Annotated in this window: 16 protein-coding genes; 8 read left to right on the forward strand and 8 right to left on the reverse strand. The window is 61.9% G+C overall.

Annotation, left to right across the window (positions count from 1 at the left end):
- Window positions 1-51: 51 nt before the first annotated feature.
- The 4 genes from gyrB to dnaA all read right to left on the reverse strand — a co-directional run bounded on the left by gyrB (window position 52) and on the right by dnaA (window position 6,115).
- Window positions 52-2,466, reverse strand: coding sequence for a DNA topoisomerase (ATP-hydrolyzing) subunit B (gene gyrB / locus ACLHZ1_RS16075; RefSeq protein ID WP_427262893.1), 2,415 nt, complete (start codon window positions 2,464-2,466; stop codon window positions 52-54).
- Window positions 2,463-3,566, reverse strand: a complete 1,104-nt coding sequence (gene recF, locus ACLHZ1_RS16080; protein ID WP_408747948.1) for a DNA replication/repair protein RecF — start codon at window positions 3,564-3,566, stop codon at window positions 2,463-2,465. Before recF ends, gyrB begins: the two co-directional genes overlap by 4 nt.
- 2 nt (window positions 3,567-3,568) lie before the next feature.
- On the reverse strand, window positions 3,569-4,672 hold the full coding sequence (gene dnaN / locus ACLHZ1_RS16085) for a DNA polymerase III subunit beta (RefSeq protein WP_408795807.1): 1,104 nt from the start codon (window positions 4,670-4,672) through the stop codon (window positions 3,569-3,571).
- Window positions 4,673-4,744: 72 nt separating this feature from the next.
- Window positions 4,745-6,115: a chromosomal replication initiator protein DnaA gene (gene dnaA, locus ACLHZ1_RS16090; protein WP_427262894.1), complete on the reverse strand. Its 1,371-nt coding sequence runs from the start codon at window positions 6,113-6,115 to the stop codon at window positions 4,745-4,747.
- 299 nt (window positions 6,116-6,414) lie between these two features.
- On the opposite strand from dnaA, the gene ACLHZ1_RS16095 reads away from it, so the two are divergent.
- The 8 genes from ACLHZ1_RS16095 to mnmE all read left to right on the forward strand — a co-directional run bounded on the left by ACLHZ1_RS16095 (window position 6,415) and on the right by mnmE (window position 12,662).
- Window positions 6,415-7,173, forward strand: coding sequence for an amino acid ABC transporter substrate-binding protein (locus tag ACLHZ1_RS16095; protein ID WP_408775316.1), 759 nt, complete (start codon window positions 6,415-6,417; stop codon window positions 7,171-7,173).
- On the forward strand, window positions 7,174-7,842 hold the full coding sequence (locus ACLHZ1_RS16100) for an amino acid ABC transporter permease (RefSeq protein WP_111874393.1): 669 nt from the start codon (window positions 7,174-7,176) through the stop codon (window positions 7,840-7,842).
- Between the two features lie 10 nt (window positions 7,843-7,852).
- Complete coding sequence (locus ACLHZ1_RS16105) at window positions 7,853-8,590, forward strand: amino acid ABC transporter ATP-binding protein (protein ID WP_408795804.1); 738 nt, start codon at window positions 7,853-7,855, stop codon at window positions 8,588-8,590.
- Between the two features lie 264 nt (window positions 8,591-8,854).
- Window positions 8,855-8,989 carry a 50S ribosomal protein L34 gene (rpmH, locus tag ACLHZ1_RS16110; protein WP_005307156.1) on the forward strand — a complete coding sequence of 45 codons (135 nt, stop codon included), beginning with the start codon at window positions 8,855-8,857 and terminating at the stop codon, window positions 8,987-8,989.
- Window positions 8,989-9,348 (forward strand): ribonuclease P protein component, encoded by a 360-nt coding sequence (gene rnpA, locus ACLHZ1_RS16115; protein ID WP_408795802.1) that lies wholly within the window; start codon window positions 8,989-8,991, stop codon window positions 9,346-9,348. The genes rpmH and rnpA overlap by 1 nt, the downstream gene beginning before the upstream one ends.
- On the forward strand, window positions 9,315-9,563 hold the full coding sequence (gene yidD, locus ACLHZ1_RS16120; RefSeq protein ID WP_010672280.1) for a membrane protein insertion efficiency factor YidD: 249 nt from the start codon (window positions 9,315-9,317) through the stop codon (window positions 9,561-9,563). Before rnpA ends, yidD begins: the two co-directional genes overlap by 34 nt.
- 5 nt (window positions 9,564-9,568) lie before the next feature.
- A complete protein-coding gene (gene yidC / locus ACLHZ1_RS16125) occupies window positions 9,569-11,212 on the forward strand; it encodes a membrane protein insertase YidC (protein ID WP_408795801.1) in 1,644 nt (547 codons plus the stop codon).
- An 88-nt stretch (window positions 11,213-11,300) separates the two neighbouring features.
- Entirely contained in the window at window positions 11,301-12,662 is a 1,362-nt protein-coding gene (mnmE, locus tag ACLHZ1_RS16130; RefSeq protein ID WP_427262895.1) for a tRNA uridine-5-carboxymethylaminomethyl(34) synthesis GTPase MnmE, read from the forward strand.
- 71 nt (window positions 12,663-12,733) lie between these two features.
- Here the strand turns inward: mnmE and fhuB are convergent, their stop codons facing one another.
- From fhuB to ACLHZ1_RS16150, 4 genes are all read right to left on the reverse strand, one after another.
- On the reverse strand, window positions 12,734-14,716 hold the full coding sequence (fhuB, locus tag ACLHZ1_RS16135; protein ID WP_427262896.1) for a Fe(3+)-hydroxamate ABC transporter permease FhuB: 1,983 nt from the start codon (window positions 14,714-14,716) through the stop codon (window positions 12,734-12,736).
- A complete protein-coding gene (locus ACLHZ1_RS16140) occupies window positions 14,713-15,630 on the reverse strand; it encodes an ABC transporter substrate-binding protein (RefSeq protein ID WP_427262897.1) in 918 nt (305 codons plus the stop codon). Before ACLHZ1_RS16140 ends, fhuB begins: the two co-directional genes overlap by 4 nt.
- Before the next feature lie 13 nt (window positions 15,631-15,643).
- Window positions 15,644-16,408 (reverse strand): ATP-binding cassette domain-containing protein, encoded by a 765-nt coding sequence (locus ACLHZ1_RS16145; protein WP_427262898.1) that lies wholly within the window; start codon window positions 16,406-16,408, stop codon window positions 15,644-15,646.
- Window positions 16,409-16,525: 117 nt separating this feature from the next.
- Window positions 16,526-18,172 carry a multidrug ABC transporter permease/ATP-binding protein gene (locus tag ACLHZ1_RS16150; protein WP_427262899.1) on the reverse strand — a complete coding sequence of 549 codons (1,647 nt, stop codon included), beginning with the start codon at window positions 18,170-18,172 and terminating at the stop codon, window positions 16,526-16,528.
- Between the last annotated feature and the right edge of the window lie 18 nt (window positions 18,173-18,190).

Genomic DNA, 18,190 nt, shown 5'->3' on the forward strand with positions numbered 1-18,190 from the left:
GAAGAAGCCGCTCACAAGGAGCGGCTTTTGACTGGCAATCAGAGGGTCTGATCAGACGTCGAGGTTGGCGACCCGCAGGGCGTTGGTCTCGATAAAGTCACGACGGGGTTCGACCGCATCACCCATCAGGGTGGAGAAGAGCTGGTCGGCGCCGACTGCATCTTCGATGGTGACCCGCAGCATGCGGCGCGCTTCCGGATCCATGGTGGTTTCCCACAGCTGATCCGGGTTCATCTCGCCCAGCCCTTTATAACGCTGGATGTAGATGCCGCGCTTGCCTTCGCCCATCAGCCAGTCCACCGCCTCGACGAAGCTGGCCACCGGCTTCACCTTCTCGCCACGCTTGATGTAGCCGCCTTCCTCGATCAGGTTGGCGATCTCCTTGCCCAGGGAGACCAGCTGGCGGTACTCATTGGACTGCAGGAAGTCGTAGCTGATCGGATACTCGCGATCGACACCGTGCTGGCGCACCACGGCGTGGGGCACGAACAGGCTACGTTCCTCGTCGCGGCGGATCTGGATCTGGTACTGGATGCCGTGGTTGCTCTCGTTGAGCACGGCCTCCATGCCATGACACCAGGCCTGCAGATCGCTCTCGCTGGCCAGCAGGGCTTCATTCAACTCGGGCTGATAGATCAGCTGGGTCAAGACGGCATCCGGGGCACGGCGGGACATTCGGGTGATCAGGTGAGACACGGCGCGGTGCTGGTTCACCAGACGCTCCAGGGCCTCGCCGCCGATGGCAGGAGCCGACTCGTTGACGTGCAGGGTGGCACCGTCCAGCGCCATTGCGGTCTGGTATTGCAGCAGCGCATCTTCGTCTTTCAGATACTGCTCCTGCTTGCCCTTCTTGACCTTGTAGAGCGGCGGCTGGGCGATGAAGACATAGCCACGCTCGATGATTTCCGGCATCTGACGGTAGAAGAAGGTCAGCAGCAGGGTGCGGATGTGCGCACCATCCACATCCGCATCCGTCATGATGATGATGTTGTGATAACGCAGCTTGTCCGGGTTGTACTCGTCGCGACCTATGCCGCAACCCAGGGCGGTGATCAGGGTGCCCACCTCTTGCGAGGAGATCATCTTGTCGAAACGGGCCTTCTCCACGTTCAGGATCTTGCCCTTGAGCGGCAGTATGGCCTGGTTCTTGCGGTTGCGACCCTGCTTGGCGGAACCGCCAGCAGAGTCCCCTTCCACTATGTAGAGTTCGGACAGGGCCGGGTCTTTCTCCTGACAGTCCGCCAGCTTGCCGGGCAGACCGGCGATATCCAGCGCCCCCTTGCGGCGGGTCAGCTCGCGCGCCTTGCGGGCTGCCTCACGGGCACGGGCCGCGTCGATGATCTTGTTGACCACTATCTTGGCATCGCCCGGGTTTTCCAGCAGGAACTCACCCAGCTTCTCGCCCATGGCCTGTTCGACGGCGGTCTTCACTTCGGAAGAGACCAGCTTGTCTTTGGTCTGGGAGGAGAACTTGGGATCAGGTACCTTGACCGAGATCACCGCAATCAACCCCTCACGCACGTCGTCGCCGCTGGCGGCCGACTTGGCCTTCTTGCTGTAATCCTCTTTGTCCATATAGGTGTTGAGGGTACGGGTCAGCGCGGTACGGAAGCCCACCAGGTGGGTGCCGCCATCCCGCTGGGGGATGTTGTTGGTGAAGCAGTAGACCCCTTCCTGGTAGGCGTCGTTCCACTGCATCGCCACTTCAACGCCGATACCGTCCTGCTCCGTGGTGAAGTGGAACACCTTGGGATGGATCGGGGTCTTGTTCTGGTTCAGGTATTCAACGAACGCCTTGATGCCGCCCTCGTAGCAGAAATGCACCTCGCGGCCATCCCGCTCGTCTTCGAGACGAATGGAGACGCCGGAGTTGAGGAAGGAGAGCTCGCGCAGGCGCTTGGCCAGGATATCGTAGTGAAACAGGGTGTCACTGAAGATGGTCGAGCTCGGCCAGAAACGCACCTCTGTGCCTGTACCCGAACTGCTGTCGCCAATCTGCTTGAGGGGTGCCTGGGGTTCGCCCAGGTGATAGGTCTGCTCGTAGACATGGCCATTGCGACGAATGGTCAGCAGCAGCTTGTCAGACAGGGCATTCACCACAGAGACGCCCACGCCGTGCAGGCCGCCGGACACCTTGTAGGAGTTGTCGTCGAATTTGCCGCCGGCGTGCAACACCGTCATGATGACTTCGGCGGCGGAACGGCCCTCTTCCGGGTGAATGTCGACCGGAATGCCCCGGCCGTTGTCACGCACCGAGACGGAGCCGTCGGAATGGATCTTGACCTGGATATCGGAACAGTAGCCAGCCAGAGCCTCGTCAATGGAGTTATCGACGACCTCGAACACCATGTGGTGCAGACCCGAGCCATCATCCGTATCGCCGATATACATCCCCGGGCGCTTGCGGACCGCATCCAGCCCCTTCAGCACCTTGATATTCGAGGAGTCGTAACTATTTTCACTCATAGCTTACTCTCTGCCTTCTCTAGCGTTTCGGAGATCTTGCCTTGTTCCACGTGGAACAACTTGCAGTCATTCGCATCCATCATGTCTGCGAGCTGACCGGTATCGATGGCGGTGATGAACACCTGGGTCGCGCATTGTTTCAGCCGGTTGGCCAACAGGCGACGCTTGTCGATATCCAGTTCAGAGGCAAAATCGTCAATTAAAAAAATACAGCCACGGCTGCTCTGTTGATTCAAATAGAGCCCTTGGGCCAGTCGCATGGCACAGACCAGCAACTTCAATTGACCCCGGGACAGAATATCCTGTGCCGGCACACCGTTCGCCTTGAGGCGCACATCGGCCTTCTGGGGGCCGACGCCGGTATAACCCAGATTCTGATCCCGTTCGAACCCCGCCTCCAGCAAGTCGCCGAGAGGGGTGTCCTTCTCCCAGCCCCGGTAGAAACCGAGACTGATGTCGAATTCCGGTAGAAAATCCGCCGTCATCTCCTGAATGAGTGGCGTAATGGCCTGACAATACTTGGCGCGAAAGTCTGCCAATTCACCACCCAGCCTTGCCAGCTCCTGATCCCAGAACGCCAGCTGACGATACTGGGTCGCCGTGCGCAGCAAGGCATTGCGCTGTTTCAGCAGCCGCCGCACCCGCCCCCACAGGGAGAAGAAGGTCGGCTCCTGATGAAACACGCCCCAGTCGAGCCAGGCGCGACGCGGTTGGGGACCGCCGGTCAGCAGGTCGAAGCCATCGGGATGGATCAACTGCACCGGCAGCAGCTCGGCCAGATCCGCCAGACGCTGGGCCTGTGCCCCGGCAATCTTGAGCTGGGTGTCGCCATTCTTCTCCTTGGCGAGGCCGATGGGAACCGTACGCCCCTCAAGCTCGCACTGGGCGAACAGGACGAATCCCTTCTCGCCCTGGCGAACGACTCTCCCGGTAAGATGAGTGCGAAAGGAGCGGCCCAGGCCAAGGTAGTGAATGGCTTCCAGCACGCTGGTCTTGCCGCTGCCATTGCTGCCGACCAGGATATTGAGGCCGGGCGACAGTTGCAGGCTGGCGTGCTGGATGTTGCGAAAGTCGTTGAGCTGGAGTTTGACCAGGGACACGACTAGATCCGCATCGGCATGACCACGTATTGAGCGTCCTGACTGTCAAAATCCTCAATAATGGCACTGCTGATGGAATCGCTCAGGCTGACCCGGATCTGGTCACATTTTAACGTATTCAGCACGTCGAGCACATACGAGACGTTGAAGCCTATCTCCAGCTCGCTGGCGTCATATTGTACGTCAAGCAGCTCCTCGGCTTCTTCCTGTTCCGGGTTGTTGGCGGTGATCCGCAGTAAATTTTGCTGCAGATTGAGACGCACCCCACGGAATTTCTCGTTGGAGAGAATGGCGGCACGGGAGAACGCTTGACGCATGTCTTCCCGCCCGGCGATCAGCGCCTTGTCGCTGCCACGGGGGATGACGCGGCGCCAATCGGGGAAGCGACCGTCCACCAGTTTGGAGGTGAAGATGAAGCCATCGAGGGCGGCGCGCAGGTTGCTGCGGCCCACTTGCAGCCGCACCGGCTTGTCCTCCGCCTCCAGCAGGCGCACCAGCTCCAGCACCCCCTTACGGGGCAGGATGACCTGGTGATCCGGCAGCGAGTCCTGTACCACCTCCCGGCGGCAGGTGGCCAGGCGGTGGCCATCGGTCGCCACGGTACGCAGACCATGGCCTTCGCTCTCGAACAGCATGCCGTTCAGGTAATAGCGCACGTCCTGGCTGGCCATGGAGAACTGGGTCGCCTCGATGAGTTTTTTAAGCTCCAGCTGGCTGATGTCGAACTCGAGCACGGATTCCCAGTCTTCGATGTTCGGGTATTCGGTCGCCGGCAGGGTCGACAGGTTGAAGCGGGAGCGACCGGAGCGGATGATCAACCGCTCCCCCTCGGTGTTGAGGCGAATGTCGGCCCCTTCCGGCAGGCCACGACAGATATCCAGCAGCTTGCGTGCCGGCACCGTGGTGCGTCCGTCCTGGCTGGCGCCCTCGAGATGGACCTGGCCTATCATCTCCACTTCGAGATCGGTCCCGGTCAGCGACAGCAGGCCATGGTTCACATCGAGCAAGACGTTGCCGAGGATGGGCAGTGTCGGTCGGCCACCCAGGGCGCCCGACACCAGTTGCAAGGGACGTAACAGGGCCTCGCGGCTAATTTCGAGCTGCATCTGTGCTCTCCGTTGCTAGTAGGAGGAAAGGGTTGGCGTATTCGAGCTGCATCTGTGCACTCCGTTCCGTAATCAGGACGAAAGGGTACGGATCAGGTTGGAATAGTCTTCCTTGATGTCGTGACTCTCCTCCTTCAGCTGCTCTATCTTGCGACAGGCATGAAGAACGGTCGTGTGGTCACGGCCACCGAAGGCATCCCCTATTTCCGGCAAACTGTGGTTGGTCAGCTCCTTGGCCAGGGCCATGGCCAGCTGACGCGGGCGGGCAACGGAGCGGGAACGACGCTTGGACAGCAGGTCCGCCAGCTTGATCTTGTAGTACTCCGCCACCGTCTTCTGGATGTTGTCGATGGTGACCAGCTTCTCCTGCAAGGCCAAGAGGTCCCGCAGCGCCTCGCGCACGAAGTCGATGTTGATGGCACGACCGGTGAAGTTGGCGTTGGCGATGACCCGGTTGAGGGCCCCTTCCAGTTCACGGACGTTGGATCGCAGCCGCTTGGCGATGAAGAAGGCCACCTCGTCCGGCAGGTGGATCTGGTTCTCGTCCGCTTTGCGCATCAGGATGGCAACACGGGTCTCCAGCTCAGGCGGTTCGATCGCCACCGTCAGGCCCCAGCCGAAGCGGGACTTGAGGCGATCCTCGACACCGTTGATCTCCTTCGGGTAACGGTCCGAGGTCAGGATGATCTGCTGGTTGCCTTCAAGCAGGGCGTTGAAGGTATGGAAGAACTCCTCCTGGGAGCGCTCCTTGTTGGCGAAGAACTGGATGTCATCGATGAGCAGGGCATCGACGCTACGGTAATAACGCTTGAACTCTTCAATGGCGTTATTCTGCAGCGCCTTTACCATGTCTTGCACGAACCGTTCGGAGTGCATGTAGATGACCTTGGCGTCCTTCTTGCGATCCTTGATGGCATTGCCGACCGCATGGAGCAGGTGGGTCTTGCCCAGACCGGTACCGCCATAGAGGAACAGGGGGTTGTAGGCACCACCCGGATTGTCGGCCACCTGACGGGCCGCCGCACGAGCCAACTGGTTGGACTTGCCCTCGACGAAATTCTCGAAGGTATAGTTCACGTTGGTGTTGCTCTTGTGGTTCGGCTCCGGCTTGGCTTCGTCCTTGCTTTCCCAGCTCTTCTGCAAGTTATTCACAGGCGCGACGCCGCGCACCGGTGCTCTGGCAACGGCGACGGGGTGGGGACGATTTCCTATATCAAAACGCAAGGCGGGGCCATCAACGCCACAGATCTCGTTGATGATGCCGTTGACCCGGAGCAGGTACTTGTCACGTACCCAGTCCAGGACGAAGCGATTCGGTGCATACAGGGTCAGAGTATTGTCACTCAACTCCGCTTGAAGCGGCCGGATCCACATGCTGAATTCTGCCGAGGGCAATTCATCTTGCAGCCGGTTAAGGCACTGCTGCCATAGCGAAGCAGTCACTCTAGACTCCCGTTTATTGATTAGCTAAAGACCGGCTATTCTACGTTTTTAACCGCTGGATCTCTAGCCGCCAGCTCGTGGATCCAGCAAATAAGATCCTTGACTTTCAAGGATCCAACGGCTCAGGATCCCATTTCATCCCCAAACTTACCCACAGCATGAGCGCGGCTGGATCCGGGGTGATTCAGGGTTATTTGATATAACCAAATAAGATTTATTTTTCAGACTTTATTCCAATAAAATTCACCCAACGTCAGTCATTAAAACTAAAAGCACAGAACAACAGAGAGAGGTAACCCATGTCTTCATCCATCAAGCTGGTGTCCGGCGCCGCCATACTGCTGGCCATGCTCAGTGGCCAGGCCGTCGCCCAGGAGACCATCAAGGTCGGTATGTCTGGCAAATATTTCCCGTTCACCTTCGTCAAGCAGGACAAGCTGCAGGGCTTTGAGGTGGACATGTGGAACCAGATTGGCGAGCGCACCGGTTACAAGGTCGAGTTCGTCACCGCCAGCTTCTCCGGCCTGTTCGGCATGCTGGAAACGGGCCGGGTCGATACCATCTCCAACCAGATCACCATCACCGACGAGCGCAAGGCCAAGTACGACTTCTCCCAGCCCTACGTCTATGACGGTGCTCAGATAGTGGTGCGCAAGGGCAACAGCACCATCCATGGCATCAAGGACCTGGAAGGCAAGAAGGTCGCGGTGAACCTGGGTTCCAACTTCGAAGAGTTGCTGCGCAAGAACGATCCGGACAACAAGATGGACATCCGCACCTATGACTCCGCCTTCGAGCAGGATGTCGCCCTGGGTCGCATCGATGCCTTCGTGATGGACCGCGTCTCCACCGCCCAGCTGATCAAGGAATCCAAGCTGCCGCTGCAACAGGCAGGCAAGCCGTTCGAGACCATAGAGAACGCCCTGCCCTTCCTGAAGACCCCCAAGCAGCAGGCGCTGCTGGCCAAGGTTGACGAGGCGCTGACCGCCATGCGCGAGGACGGCTCTCTCAAGCAGATCTCCGAGAAGTGGTTCGCGGCGGACATCACCAGCAAATAAATGATGGAATTCGATCTCGCGTACACGCTGGGGCTGTTTCCGATCCTGCTCAAATACCTGGGCACGACCATGGAAATGGCCCTGTGGGGCTTCGTACTGGCACTCGTGCTGTCGCTGATGTTGGCGATAGTGCGGGTGTTTCGCGTTCCCGTCATTCACTGGCTGGCGATCCTCTATATCTCGTTCTTTCGAGGTACCCCGCTGCTCGTCCAGCTGTTCCTGCTCTATTACGGTCTGCCGCAACTCTTCCCCATCTTCGTGGGAATGGATGCCTTTACCGCCGCCATCGTCGGCCTGACCCTGCACTTCGCCGCCTACATGGCGGAATCCATCCGTGCCGCCATCCTGGGTATCCACAAGAGCCAGATGGAAGCGGCCCTCAGCATCGGCATGAGCAAGCTGCAGGCCATGCAGCGCATCATACTGCCCCAGGCAGCCCGCATCGCGACGCCGTCCCTGATGAACTACTTCATCGACATGATCAAGAGCACCTCCCTGGCGTTTACCCTGGGGGTGGCCGAGATCATGGGCAAGGCGCAGATGGAGGCCTCCTCCTCCTTCAAGTTCTTCGAGAGCTTCATGGCGGTGGCCCTGGTCTACTGGGTGGTGGTCATCTTCTTCACCCGCTTGCAGCACCTGCTGGAAGTCCGTCTCAATCGTGCCTACTGAGGAACAACTCATGATCAAACTGAGCGGCCTCACCAAGGCATTCGATGACAATGTTGTGCTCAACAACATAGATCTGGAGATAAAGAAGGGGGAGATTGTCGTCATCATAGGGCCGTCCGGTACCGGAAAATCGACCCTGTTGCGCTGCCTCAACCTGCTGGAAACCCCGGATGCGGGTCGGCTGGCCATCGACGATATCCAACTCGATCTGGCCAATGCCAGCGAACGGGAGGCCATTGAGTTGCGCAAGCGGGCCTCCTTCGTGTTCCAGAACTATGCCCTGTTCGCCAACAAGACGGCGCTGGACAACATCGCCGAGGGGCTGATCACCGTCTGGAAGCAGCCCAAGGCGGAGGCCCGCGCCACGGCGCTCGGCATCCTCAAGGACATAGGCCTCGCCGAGAAGCAGGATGCCTACCCGGCGTCCCTGTCCGGCGGCCAGCAGCAGCGGGTCGGCATCGGCCGAGCCATGGCGGCCCACTCCAAGGTGATCCTGTTCGACGAGCCCACCTCGGCCCTCGACCCCGAGTGGGTGGACGAGGTGCTGGGGCTGATGAAACAGCTCGCCCGCCAGCACCAGACCATGGTGGTGGTCACCCATGAGATCGAGTTCGCCCGCGACGTCGCGGATCGGGTGATCTTCATGGAGGGAGGCAGGATCGTGGAGCAGGGCCCGCCGGATCAGATACTGGTCAATCCGGTGGATCCTCGCACCCGGGCGTTCCTGCGCAAGGTGCTGAAATCCTGAGATCTGGGCGGCCTGGCCGCCTTTTTTCATGGAGGATCCTTGTTAAACCCGGGCGGGCCAGTATAATCCGGAGCCCGCGATCCTCTGGATCCTGTGCCGGCCTTAGACTTATTTCACGGTCGATGACCGATACCGGCTTCGGCGGATTGACTAAAAGCCGAACTCTGTTTAGAATTCGGCCTCTTTTGCTAGTCGTCACACGCTATAGCTGGCGCGTCGGCTAAGTGTGACAATCAAAACTGTACAGTTATACGGAATCGAATCATGAAACGTACTTTTCAACCGTCCAACCTGAAGCGCAAGCGCTCTCACGGTTTCCGCGCCCGCATGGCTACTGCCAACGGTCGTAAAGTTCTGGCCGCTCGTCGTGCCAAGGGTCGTGCCCGTCTGGTAGTTTAATGCCAACGCCGCACACCTTCTCTCGGGAGTTACGTCTGTTAACTCCCGAACACTTCAAACGCGTTTTCGCCGAGCCTGTCCGGGCCGCTTCCCCGCAAATAACGCTTCTCGCCTGTCCCAATACCCTCGAACATCCCCGTCTCGGTCTCGCCGTGCCCAAAAAAGCACTCAAGCGTGCCGTCTGGCGTAATCGTGTCAAACGAGTGGTTCGGGAAAGTTTCCGCCTCAATCAAGCCAACCTGCCCGCTATCGACATCGTCGTGATCGCCAAGGCCGGCGTGAAGGAGATGGATAACGAGGAACTGTTCAAGTTACTGGAAAAGCTATGGCGCACTCTGTCACGCCGTTGCAATGGGTAGCTATCAAACTGATACGCCTGTATCAGCTAATCATTAGTCCCCTGCTCGGGCCACGCTGCCGTTTCACCCCGACTTGTTCCCAATTTGCGATAGAAGCAATCCGACTTCACGGTTTCATAAAAGGCGTTTGGTTAGCCAGCAAACGTCTATTAAAATGCCATCCCTTATCCGAGGGTGGTTATGACCCGGTTCCGCAACCAAAGCGAAGAAACTGAAGACTATGCAATCACAACGCAATCTACTCCTGATCGGTTTGCTGTTCGTGAGCTTCCTGCTCTGGCAACAGTGGGAGTCCGACAAGGCTCCGAAGCCGGCCCCAGTGGCCCAAACCGAACATTTCGTGCCTGAAGCCGGTCAGACCGGTGATATTCCTCAGGTTTCCGAGCAAGCCACCACTGCCAATGCCGCCCGCAAGCTGGTAACCGTCTCCTCCGACGTGCTCAAGCTGACCCTGGACACCCAGGGTGGCGACATCGTCTCTGCCGAACTGCTGTCCCACAAGCTGGTAGAAGGCAAGGAGCAGCCGTTCGTGCTGCTGACCAGCCAGCCCCAGCATATCTATGTCGCCCAGAGCGGTCTGGTGGGTCGCGATGGCCCGGACAGCCGTGCCGAAGGCCGTCCCACCTATGAAGCCGCCCAGACCAGCTATCAGCTGGCCGATGGTCAGGATCAAGTCGTCGTTCCGATGACCTGGACCGACAGCAAGGGTGTGGTCTTCACCAAGGAGTTCGTGCTCAAGCGCGGTGACTACGCCGTGGGCGTCGATTACAAGATCGACAACAAGTCTGCCGATCCGGTCCAGGTACAGTTCTACGGTCAGCTCAAGCAGACCATGACCACGCCCAAGGATCAGGAAGGTCATGCCATGGTGGCCAGTGCCTACCGCGGTGGCGCCTTCTCCAGCGAAGATACCCGCTACAAGAAGTACACCTTCGACGAGATGAAGGATGCCGACCTGAACAAGACCACCCAGGGTGGTTGGGTCGCCATGCTGCAACACTACTTCGTCTCCGCCTGGACCCCCAACGCCAACGAGGCCAACAGCTTCTACAGCCGCGTGATCCCGGGCAAGGACCAGGCCATCATCGGCTACAAGGCCCCCATGGTTGACGTGGCAGCCGGCCAGCAGGCCGAGGTGACCAGCAAGCTGTGGGTCGGTCCCAAGCTGCAGGATCAGATGGCCAAGGTGGCAAACCACCTGGACCTGACCGTCGACTACGGCTGGCTCTGGTTCATCGCCCAGCCGCTGCACTGGCTGCTGACCGTGTTCCACGGCTTCGTCGGCAACTGGGGTGTGGCCATCATCATGCTGACCCTGCTGGTGCGCGGCATCATGTTCCCGCTGACCAAGGCCCAGTACACCTCCATGGCCAAGATGCGCATGCTCCAGCCCAAGCTGGCCGCGCTCAAGGAACGCTTCGGCGACGATCGCCAGAAGATGTCCCAGGGTATGATGGAGCTGTACAAGAAGGAGAAGGTCAACCCGCTGGGTGGCTGCCTGCCGATCCTGGTGCAGATGCCTATCTTCATCGCCCTGTACTGGGCACTGATGGAGTCCGTCGAGCTGCGTCACGCGCCGTTCGCCCTGTGGATCACCGACCTGTCGGTGAAGGACCCCTTCTTCGTGCTGCCGATCCTCATGGGTGCCTCCATGTGGTATCTGCAGAAGATGAGCCCGACCACCATCACGGACCCCATGCAGCAGAAGGTGATGCAGTTCATGCCGATCATCTTCACCTTCATGTTCCTCTGGTTCCCGGCAGGCCTGACCCTGTACTGGCTGGTGAGCAACGTCATCTCCATTACCCAGCAGACCATCATCTATCGTCAGCTGGAGAAGAAAGGGCTGCACACTCGCACCTGATCTCCCCCTTGATGACAAAAGAGGCGGCCTTCGGGCCGCCTTTTTTATTACAATGTCCCCCAATTACCGCACAAGCGAGTCAAGCAAGATGACAACAGATACCATAGTGGCCCAGGCCACCGCCCCCGGCCGGGGTGGCGTCGGCATAGTCCGCGTCTCAGGCCCTGCCGCCGAACGGGTCGCCGAAATCGTGCTCGGCAAGCTCCCCAGGGTGCGTTATGCCGAATATCTGCCGTTCAAGGACGAACAGGACCAGCCCCTGGATCAGGGCATCGCCCTGCTGTTCAAGGCTCCCAACAGCTTCACCGGCGAGGATGTGCTGGAGCTGCAGGGCCACGGCGGTCCCGTCATCCTCGACATGCTGATCCGCCGTATCCTGCAGATAAAGGGGCTGCGCCCTGCCCGTCCCGGCGAGTTCAGCGAGCGCGCCTTCCTCAACGACAAGCTGGATCTGGCCCAGGCCGAGGCCATCGCCGATCTGATCGAAGCCTCCAGCGAGCAGGCCGCCCGCAGCGCCATGCACTCCCTGCAGGGCCAGTTCTCCGGCAAGATCCAGCAGCTGGTGGAGAGTCTCACCAGATTGAGGATCTATGTGGAAGCGGCCATCGACTTTCCGGACGAGGAGATCGACTTTCTCTCCGACGGCAAGGTGGCGGGGGATCTCTACGCCATCATGGCGGAGCTCGACGACGTACGTGGCGAGGCCAAACAGGGGGCCCTGCTGCGGGAGGGGATGAAGGTGGTGATCGCCGGCCGTCCCAACGCAGGCAAGTCCAGCCTGCTCAACGCCCTGGCCGGGCGCGAGTCCGCCATCGTCACCGAAATCGCCGGCACCACCCGCGACGTGCTGCGGGAACACATCCACCTGGACGGCATGCCGCTGCACATCATAGACACCGCCGGCCTGCGCGATACCCAGGACAAGGTGGAGCAGATCGGCATAGAGCGGGCCTGGGCCGAGATAGAGCAGGCTGATCGGGTGCTGTTCATGGTGGATGGCACCACCACGGATGCGGTCGACCCGCGGGAGATCTGGCCGGAATTCGTCGATCGGTTGCCAAAAAACATCGGCCTCACCGTCATTCGCAACAAGGCCGACCTGACAGGCGAGGATCTGGAACCTAGCCAGGAACTGGGCCACGCCGTCTACCGCATCTCCGCCAAGACGGAGCTGGGGCTGCCCGCCCTGCGCGAGCACCTGAAGGCCTGCATGGGCTTCCAGGGCAACACAGAGGGGGGCTTCATGGCCCGTCGCCGTCACCTGGATGCCTTGGAGTGCGCCGCCGAGCGGCTGCTGGTGGCCAGGGAGCAGCTGGAAGTCTATGTGGCCGGCGAGCTGGTGGCCGAGGAACTGCGCCTGGCGCAGGAGTCCCTCAGTGAGATCACCGGCGAGTTCAGCTCGGACGATCTACTGGGCCGCATCTTCTCGAGTTTTTGCATCGGCAAATAAACCTGCACGGCAGGCAATGAAAAACCCGGGATGATCCCGGGCTTTTTTTTGTGCATTTTTTCACCGCAAAGCTAGAGGCGGCGCAGGCACCATATGAAGTAAGCGCCCCCTAACAGGGTGGAGACCAGCCCGACCGGCACCTCCTGGGGGAACAGGACTTGCTGGCCGACCCAGTCCGCCGACACCATCAGCAGGGCTCCGCACCCCGCCGCGCCGAGCAGGTGCCAGCGGGCCCGCACCAGCCCCATCAGCTTGGCCATGTGGGGGGCCAGCAGGCCGGCGAAGGAGAGCGGCCCTATCACCATGGTGGCGCTGGCGGTGAGCACGGCCACCAGCAGCAGTATGATGAGCTGGGCCCGGCTCAGGCGAATGCCGAGCGCCGTCGCCACCGCAGGCCCCATGGGCATGAGATCGAGCCAGCGGCTCACCAGCAGGCAGGCCGCCAGCATCAGCAGCGCCAGCCCCGTCAGACCATAGGCCACCGGCAGGGTGACATAATAGGTGGAGCCGGACATCCAGGAGAGCAGCTGCTGCACTCGCAGATCGCCGTTGGCCAGGGCGATGGCCTGCAGCGGCTCGAACAGCGCAGTGATGGCGATACCGGAGAGCAGGATCCGCTCAGGCTGGAAGCCGTGCTTGCGGTTGACCAGCACCAGCAGCAGCAGGCAGCCGAAGGCGCCGATCACCCCCCCCAGCAGCAGCATGGGCAGCGGCAAAGCGGGCAGCAGCAGCGCAGTGGCAATCACCCCCATGAAGGTGCCGCCACTCACCCCCAGCAGCTCGGGGCTCGCCATGGGGTTGTTGCTGACCCGCTGCAGCAGGGTGCCCGCCAGGGCCAGCAAGACCCCGGCCGCCCCCGCCGCCAGGGTGCGCGGCAGGCGCCACTCCAGCTGGGCCTGCCACCTGAGCCAGCTCGGCCAGCTCCAGCCGTGTATCCCCTGCCCGACCAGCAGCGAGCCCAGGATGGCAATCCCCAACCCGAGCAGCAGCAGACTGATAAGGCGGGCAGGTGCGCCATGGCGTGCCACCGTCAGACCGCTGGCGGCCTTGGGAGCCCCCGACTTGAAGGCAAGTCGAGGGATCAGCCAGAGCAGCAGCGGCGCCCCCAGCAGTGCCGTCATGGCCCCGGTCGGGATCAGCACAGGCCAGAAGCGGCTCAGGGATTGCAGCAGCAGATCGGTGGCCGCCAGCAGCAGGGCGCCCAGGATCGGCGCCCACAGCAGGCGCTGGCCCAGCTTTCTGACCCCCAGCAGCCGCACCATGGCCGGCGCCGCCAGTCCGATAAAGCCTATCAGCCCCACCACGCTCACCACGCAGGCGGTGACGAAGACCGCAAGCCCCAGGCCCGCGAAGCGCAGCTGCTTGAGGGAGACCCCCAGGCTGCGGGCGCTGGCATCATCCAGCTCCAGCACGCCAAGGGGGCGAACCAGCAGGGCGGCCAGGGCCCCGGCCAGCAGCAGCCGCGGCAGCAGGTAGAGGACGCCGCTCCAACTGTTCTGGGCCAGGGAGCCGCTGCCCCACACCAGCAGGCCCTTGAGCTCCTCCTGAAAAAAGAGCAGCAGCCCCATGCTGACGGCCGCCAGATAGAGGTTGATCACCAGCCCGGCGAAGACGATGACCACGGGATTGAGCTGGCGACGCCAGGCCAGGGCAAACACCAGCCCCATGGCGAGGCTCCCCCCCGCCATGGCGATCCACTCGCGCCCGATCAACAGCCAGGAGGGGGCGAACAGGGTCACCATCATCAGCGCCAGCTGGGCGCCGGAGGCCACCCCGAGCGTGGTGGGGGATGCCAGGGGATTGCGCAGCACCTGTTGCATCAGGGTACCGGCCAGGCCGAGGGCGGCCCCGGCCAGCAGGCAGACCAACAGCCGCGGCAACCAGCTGAAGTGGACGACAGCCTGGCGGGCGTCGTCCAGCTGGGGGGAGAACAGGGCCTGCCACCAGAGGGCGCCCGGCAGCTGGCGCGCCAGCTCACCACAGGCCAGCACCAGGGTCAGCGCCAGCAGGCAGAGGCCCGGGCGCAGCAAGGGAGAGGAGACGAAACGGTTCATTGGGCTTCTCCCTTGAGGGCCACACTTGCCTGATCCTGCAGGGCCGCGCCGAGCAGGGTGGCGAAACGACGGGCGGCCAACATGCCACCGAAGCTCCAGGTCGCGGGCAGATGCAGCACGGGCGCGTTCTGTACCAACGGCAGGTGCTGCCAGAGCCCGGGCTCCTGCAGCTTCTCGCTCACCCCCACGGGAACGGGTTCCACCACCACCAGCCTGGCCTCGGAAATGGCCAAGAACTGCTCCAGGCTGGCCACCGAGAAGCCCCAGGCATTGGTCTCCCCCTGCCAGGCATTGCGCAGGCCGAGCCGCTGCATCACCGCCTCGAACAGGCTGTGGCGGCCAAACACCCGCACATGGCGCTCGTCGATGAACTGCACCACCAGCAAGGGGGGCAGAGAGGCGGGCAGCGCCCCCTTCATCTGCGCCAGATCCCGCTCCAGGGCGGCGAGCTGGCGCTCGGCCTCGGCGGTTCTGTTCACCAGCGCGGCTATGGTCAGGGTCGCCTCCCGCAGCCGCGGCCACAGCTCGGCATCGGGCTCATAGAGGGAGATGGACTGCACCGGCGCGATGCGGGACAGGGTTGGCTCAAGCGGCGCCGCCAGCGGGGAGATGAGGATGAGATCGGGTTTGAGCTCCGCCAGCAGCTCCCGGTTGGGCTGGGCCCGCAGGCCGATGTCGATCACCTCGGCGGGAAGCCTGGGCTCGCCGACCCAGGCGCGATAGGCGTTCACATCCCCCATGGCCAGCGGGGTCACGCCGAGGGCCAGCAAGGTCTCGGCTATGGTCCAGTCCACGGTGGCGATGCGGGGAACCGTGCCGCCGGCAGCAGGGGCTGCGGGCTGCGACTCTGCCTGCGCCACCAGGGGCAGCAGCAGACTGACGAGGCAGGAGGCAATCTTCAGTAGACGATTCAAGAGAGGACCCCGACTAGACGATGGCGATGGCGTGGTCATGAGCAGGGTGGCGAATGACCTCCATGGGGATGCCGTAGATGGCATGCAGGGTCTCGCTGGTCATGATGCGTGAAGGCTCGCCCTGGGTCAGCAGACGACCGCCGTGCAGCGCCACCAGCCGATCGCAGAAGCGAGACGCCATGTTGATGTCGTGGATGACGATGATGACCCCGAGGTTGAGCTGGCGGCTGAGCTGCTTGACGAGGGTGAGCACCTCCACCTGATGAGCCACGTCCAGGGCGGCCAGCGGCTCGTCCAGCAGGATGAAGCGGCTCTCCTGGGCCAGCAGCATGGCCAGCCAGACCCGGCCCCGCTCGCCGCCGGATAGGGTATCCACCAGCCGATCGGCGAAGCGTTCGGTATGGGTCAGGGCGATGGCCCGCGCCACCTGGCGGTGATCTTCCTCCCCCATGCGGCCCAGCAGGCCGCGCCAGGGATAGCGCCCCATCTCAACCAGCTCGCGGCCGAGCAGGTTCTCGGCGCTCGGCAGATGCTGGGGCAGATAGGCCACCTGACGGGCGAAGTCCCGGTTGCCCCACTCCTGCAACGGCTGATCATCGAACAGTATCTCCCCGCCGCTGTGGGGCTGCTGGCGTGCCAGCAGCTTGAGCAGGGTGGATTTGCCCGAGCCGTTGTGGCCGATGAGGCCGTAGACCCGGCCCTGCTCGAAGCGCAGGCTGGTGGGTTGCAGCAGCGTGCGGTCGTTGACCACGAAGCTGGCAGCTTTCATCTCAAACATCATCGGCTCCCGTGCAGGCTCGGCGAGCATTCACCATCAAGCCGGCAGATTTCCTCTCAGACATGATTCATTCCTGTGCTGAAGGGGTTGGCGCTCGCCTCCCCCTTGTGGCCGGCATCAGACCGGCACCTCGCTATCCAGATGGGCGACGGCATCCCGGCTCACCTGCTCGCGCCGCTCGCCGGTCAGCTCGGTGAGGCGGCCCTGACGCATCTCCAGCAGGCGATCCGCCAGGGAGAAATAGAGATCGTCGTGGCTGATGGCGATCACCGTCTTGCCCATCTCCTTGAGACGCGGCAACAGCACCTGATAGAAGATGCGGCGGAACTGGGGATCCTGATCCGCGGCCCACTCGTCAAACAGCATCACCTCGCGCTGCTCCGCCAGGGCCAGCAGCAGGGCGACCCGCTTGCGCTGGCCCTGGGAGAGGTCGATGTCGGCGATGAAGTTGTCCTCGATGGCGAGCTTGCTGCCCATCTGCAACCGCGCCAGCCACTCGGCGACCAGCGCCTCTTTCGGCTCTGGCCCCAGCAGGTGCTGGAACAGGTGATAGTCGGTGAAGATGGCGGAGAAGAGCGCCAGGTAGGCGTTGCGATCGGTGACGGGCTCACCATCCAGCAGGATCCGGCCAGAGACCGGCTGATAGAGCCCGGTCAGCAGCATGGCCAGGGTCGACTTGCCGGAGCCGTTGCCGCCGATGATGAAGACCTGCTCCCCCCGCTCGATCACCAGATTGATGGGGCCCACGGCGAAGCCGTCCTCCCCCTGATAGTGAAAGCTCACCTGCTCCAGCTCGATCCGCTGCCAGGCACTGGGGGCCGGCGGCAGCGGGAAGGCGGGATCCGGCGAGGCCAATGTCAGGGTCGCTATCTTGTCGAACGCCACCTGGGCGGCGATCAGGGTCGGCAGGGCGCCAATGCCCTGCAACAGCGGGGTGCGCAGGAACAACAGGGTCAGGGCGAAGGTGGCGGCCACATTGGTGTTGGCCCAGCCGAGGCCATTGGCCAGGAAGAAGACTAGGCCGATGGCCCCCAGCATCATGATGTTCGACCAGTTCACCGCGCTCAGGTGATAGGTATCGGCGCGGATGATCTGCTCCCGGTAATCCCGGGCGTTCTGCTCATAGAGCTGGTGGTAGACGAAGTGGGCCCGCTCGCGGTTGAGGGCCAGCTCCTTGCTGCCGGCGATGATGGACTGGTAGTTCTGATAGAGCCTGTCTTCGGCCTGACGCATGTGAGACAGGTGGCGATAGACATGGTTCACCAGCAGCCAGCCCACCACCATGGTGATGGTGACCCAGAGGGCGGTGACCCCGAGCAGGGCGGGAGAGAGCAGGCCGAGGTAGATGATGGAACCCAGGGTGAGCACCAGCCCCTGCACCAGCTCCGGCAGGCGCACGAAGGCGATGGTGATCTGGCCGATGTCGCTGGAGAGGGAGGCCAGCAGCGGCCCCTGCCCCAACTGGCGAATGCGGGCGACGTCGGTGTCCAGCAGTTGCTTGAGCAGGCGACCACGCAGGTGATAGACGAAATGGTGACCCAGGGTGGTCAGGGCCAGCTGGGATCCCAGCGTGATCACCAACAGCAGCAAGATGAGGCCGACCAGCTGGCCAAGCACGGGCAGTGGCTCGCCGACTGATTCGATAAGCGATTGATTGATAAAGGCAATAACGCCTATCCCGCTCACTGCGCTGAGCAGGCTGAGCAGGGTAATGGCGATGAAGGGCCAACGGTATTGGCGGTAAACCAGTGACAAGAGTTCCATGACAGGCCTGTATGCGAA

Source organism: Aeromonas sobria (assembly GCF_050266975.1).
Taxonomy (GTDB): domain Bacteria; phylum Pseudomonadota; class Gammaproteobacteria; order Enterobacterales; family Aeromonadaceae; genus Aeromonas; species Aeromonas sobria_B.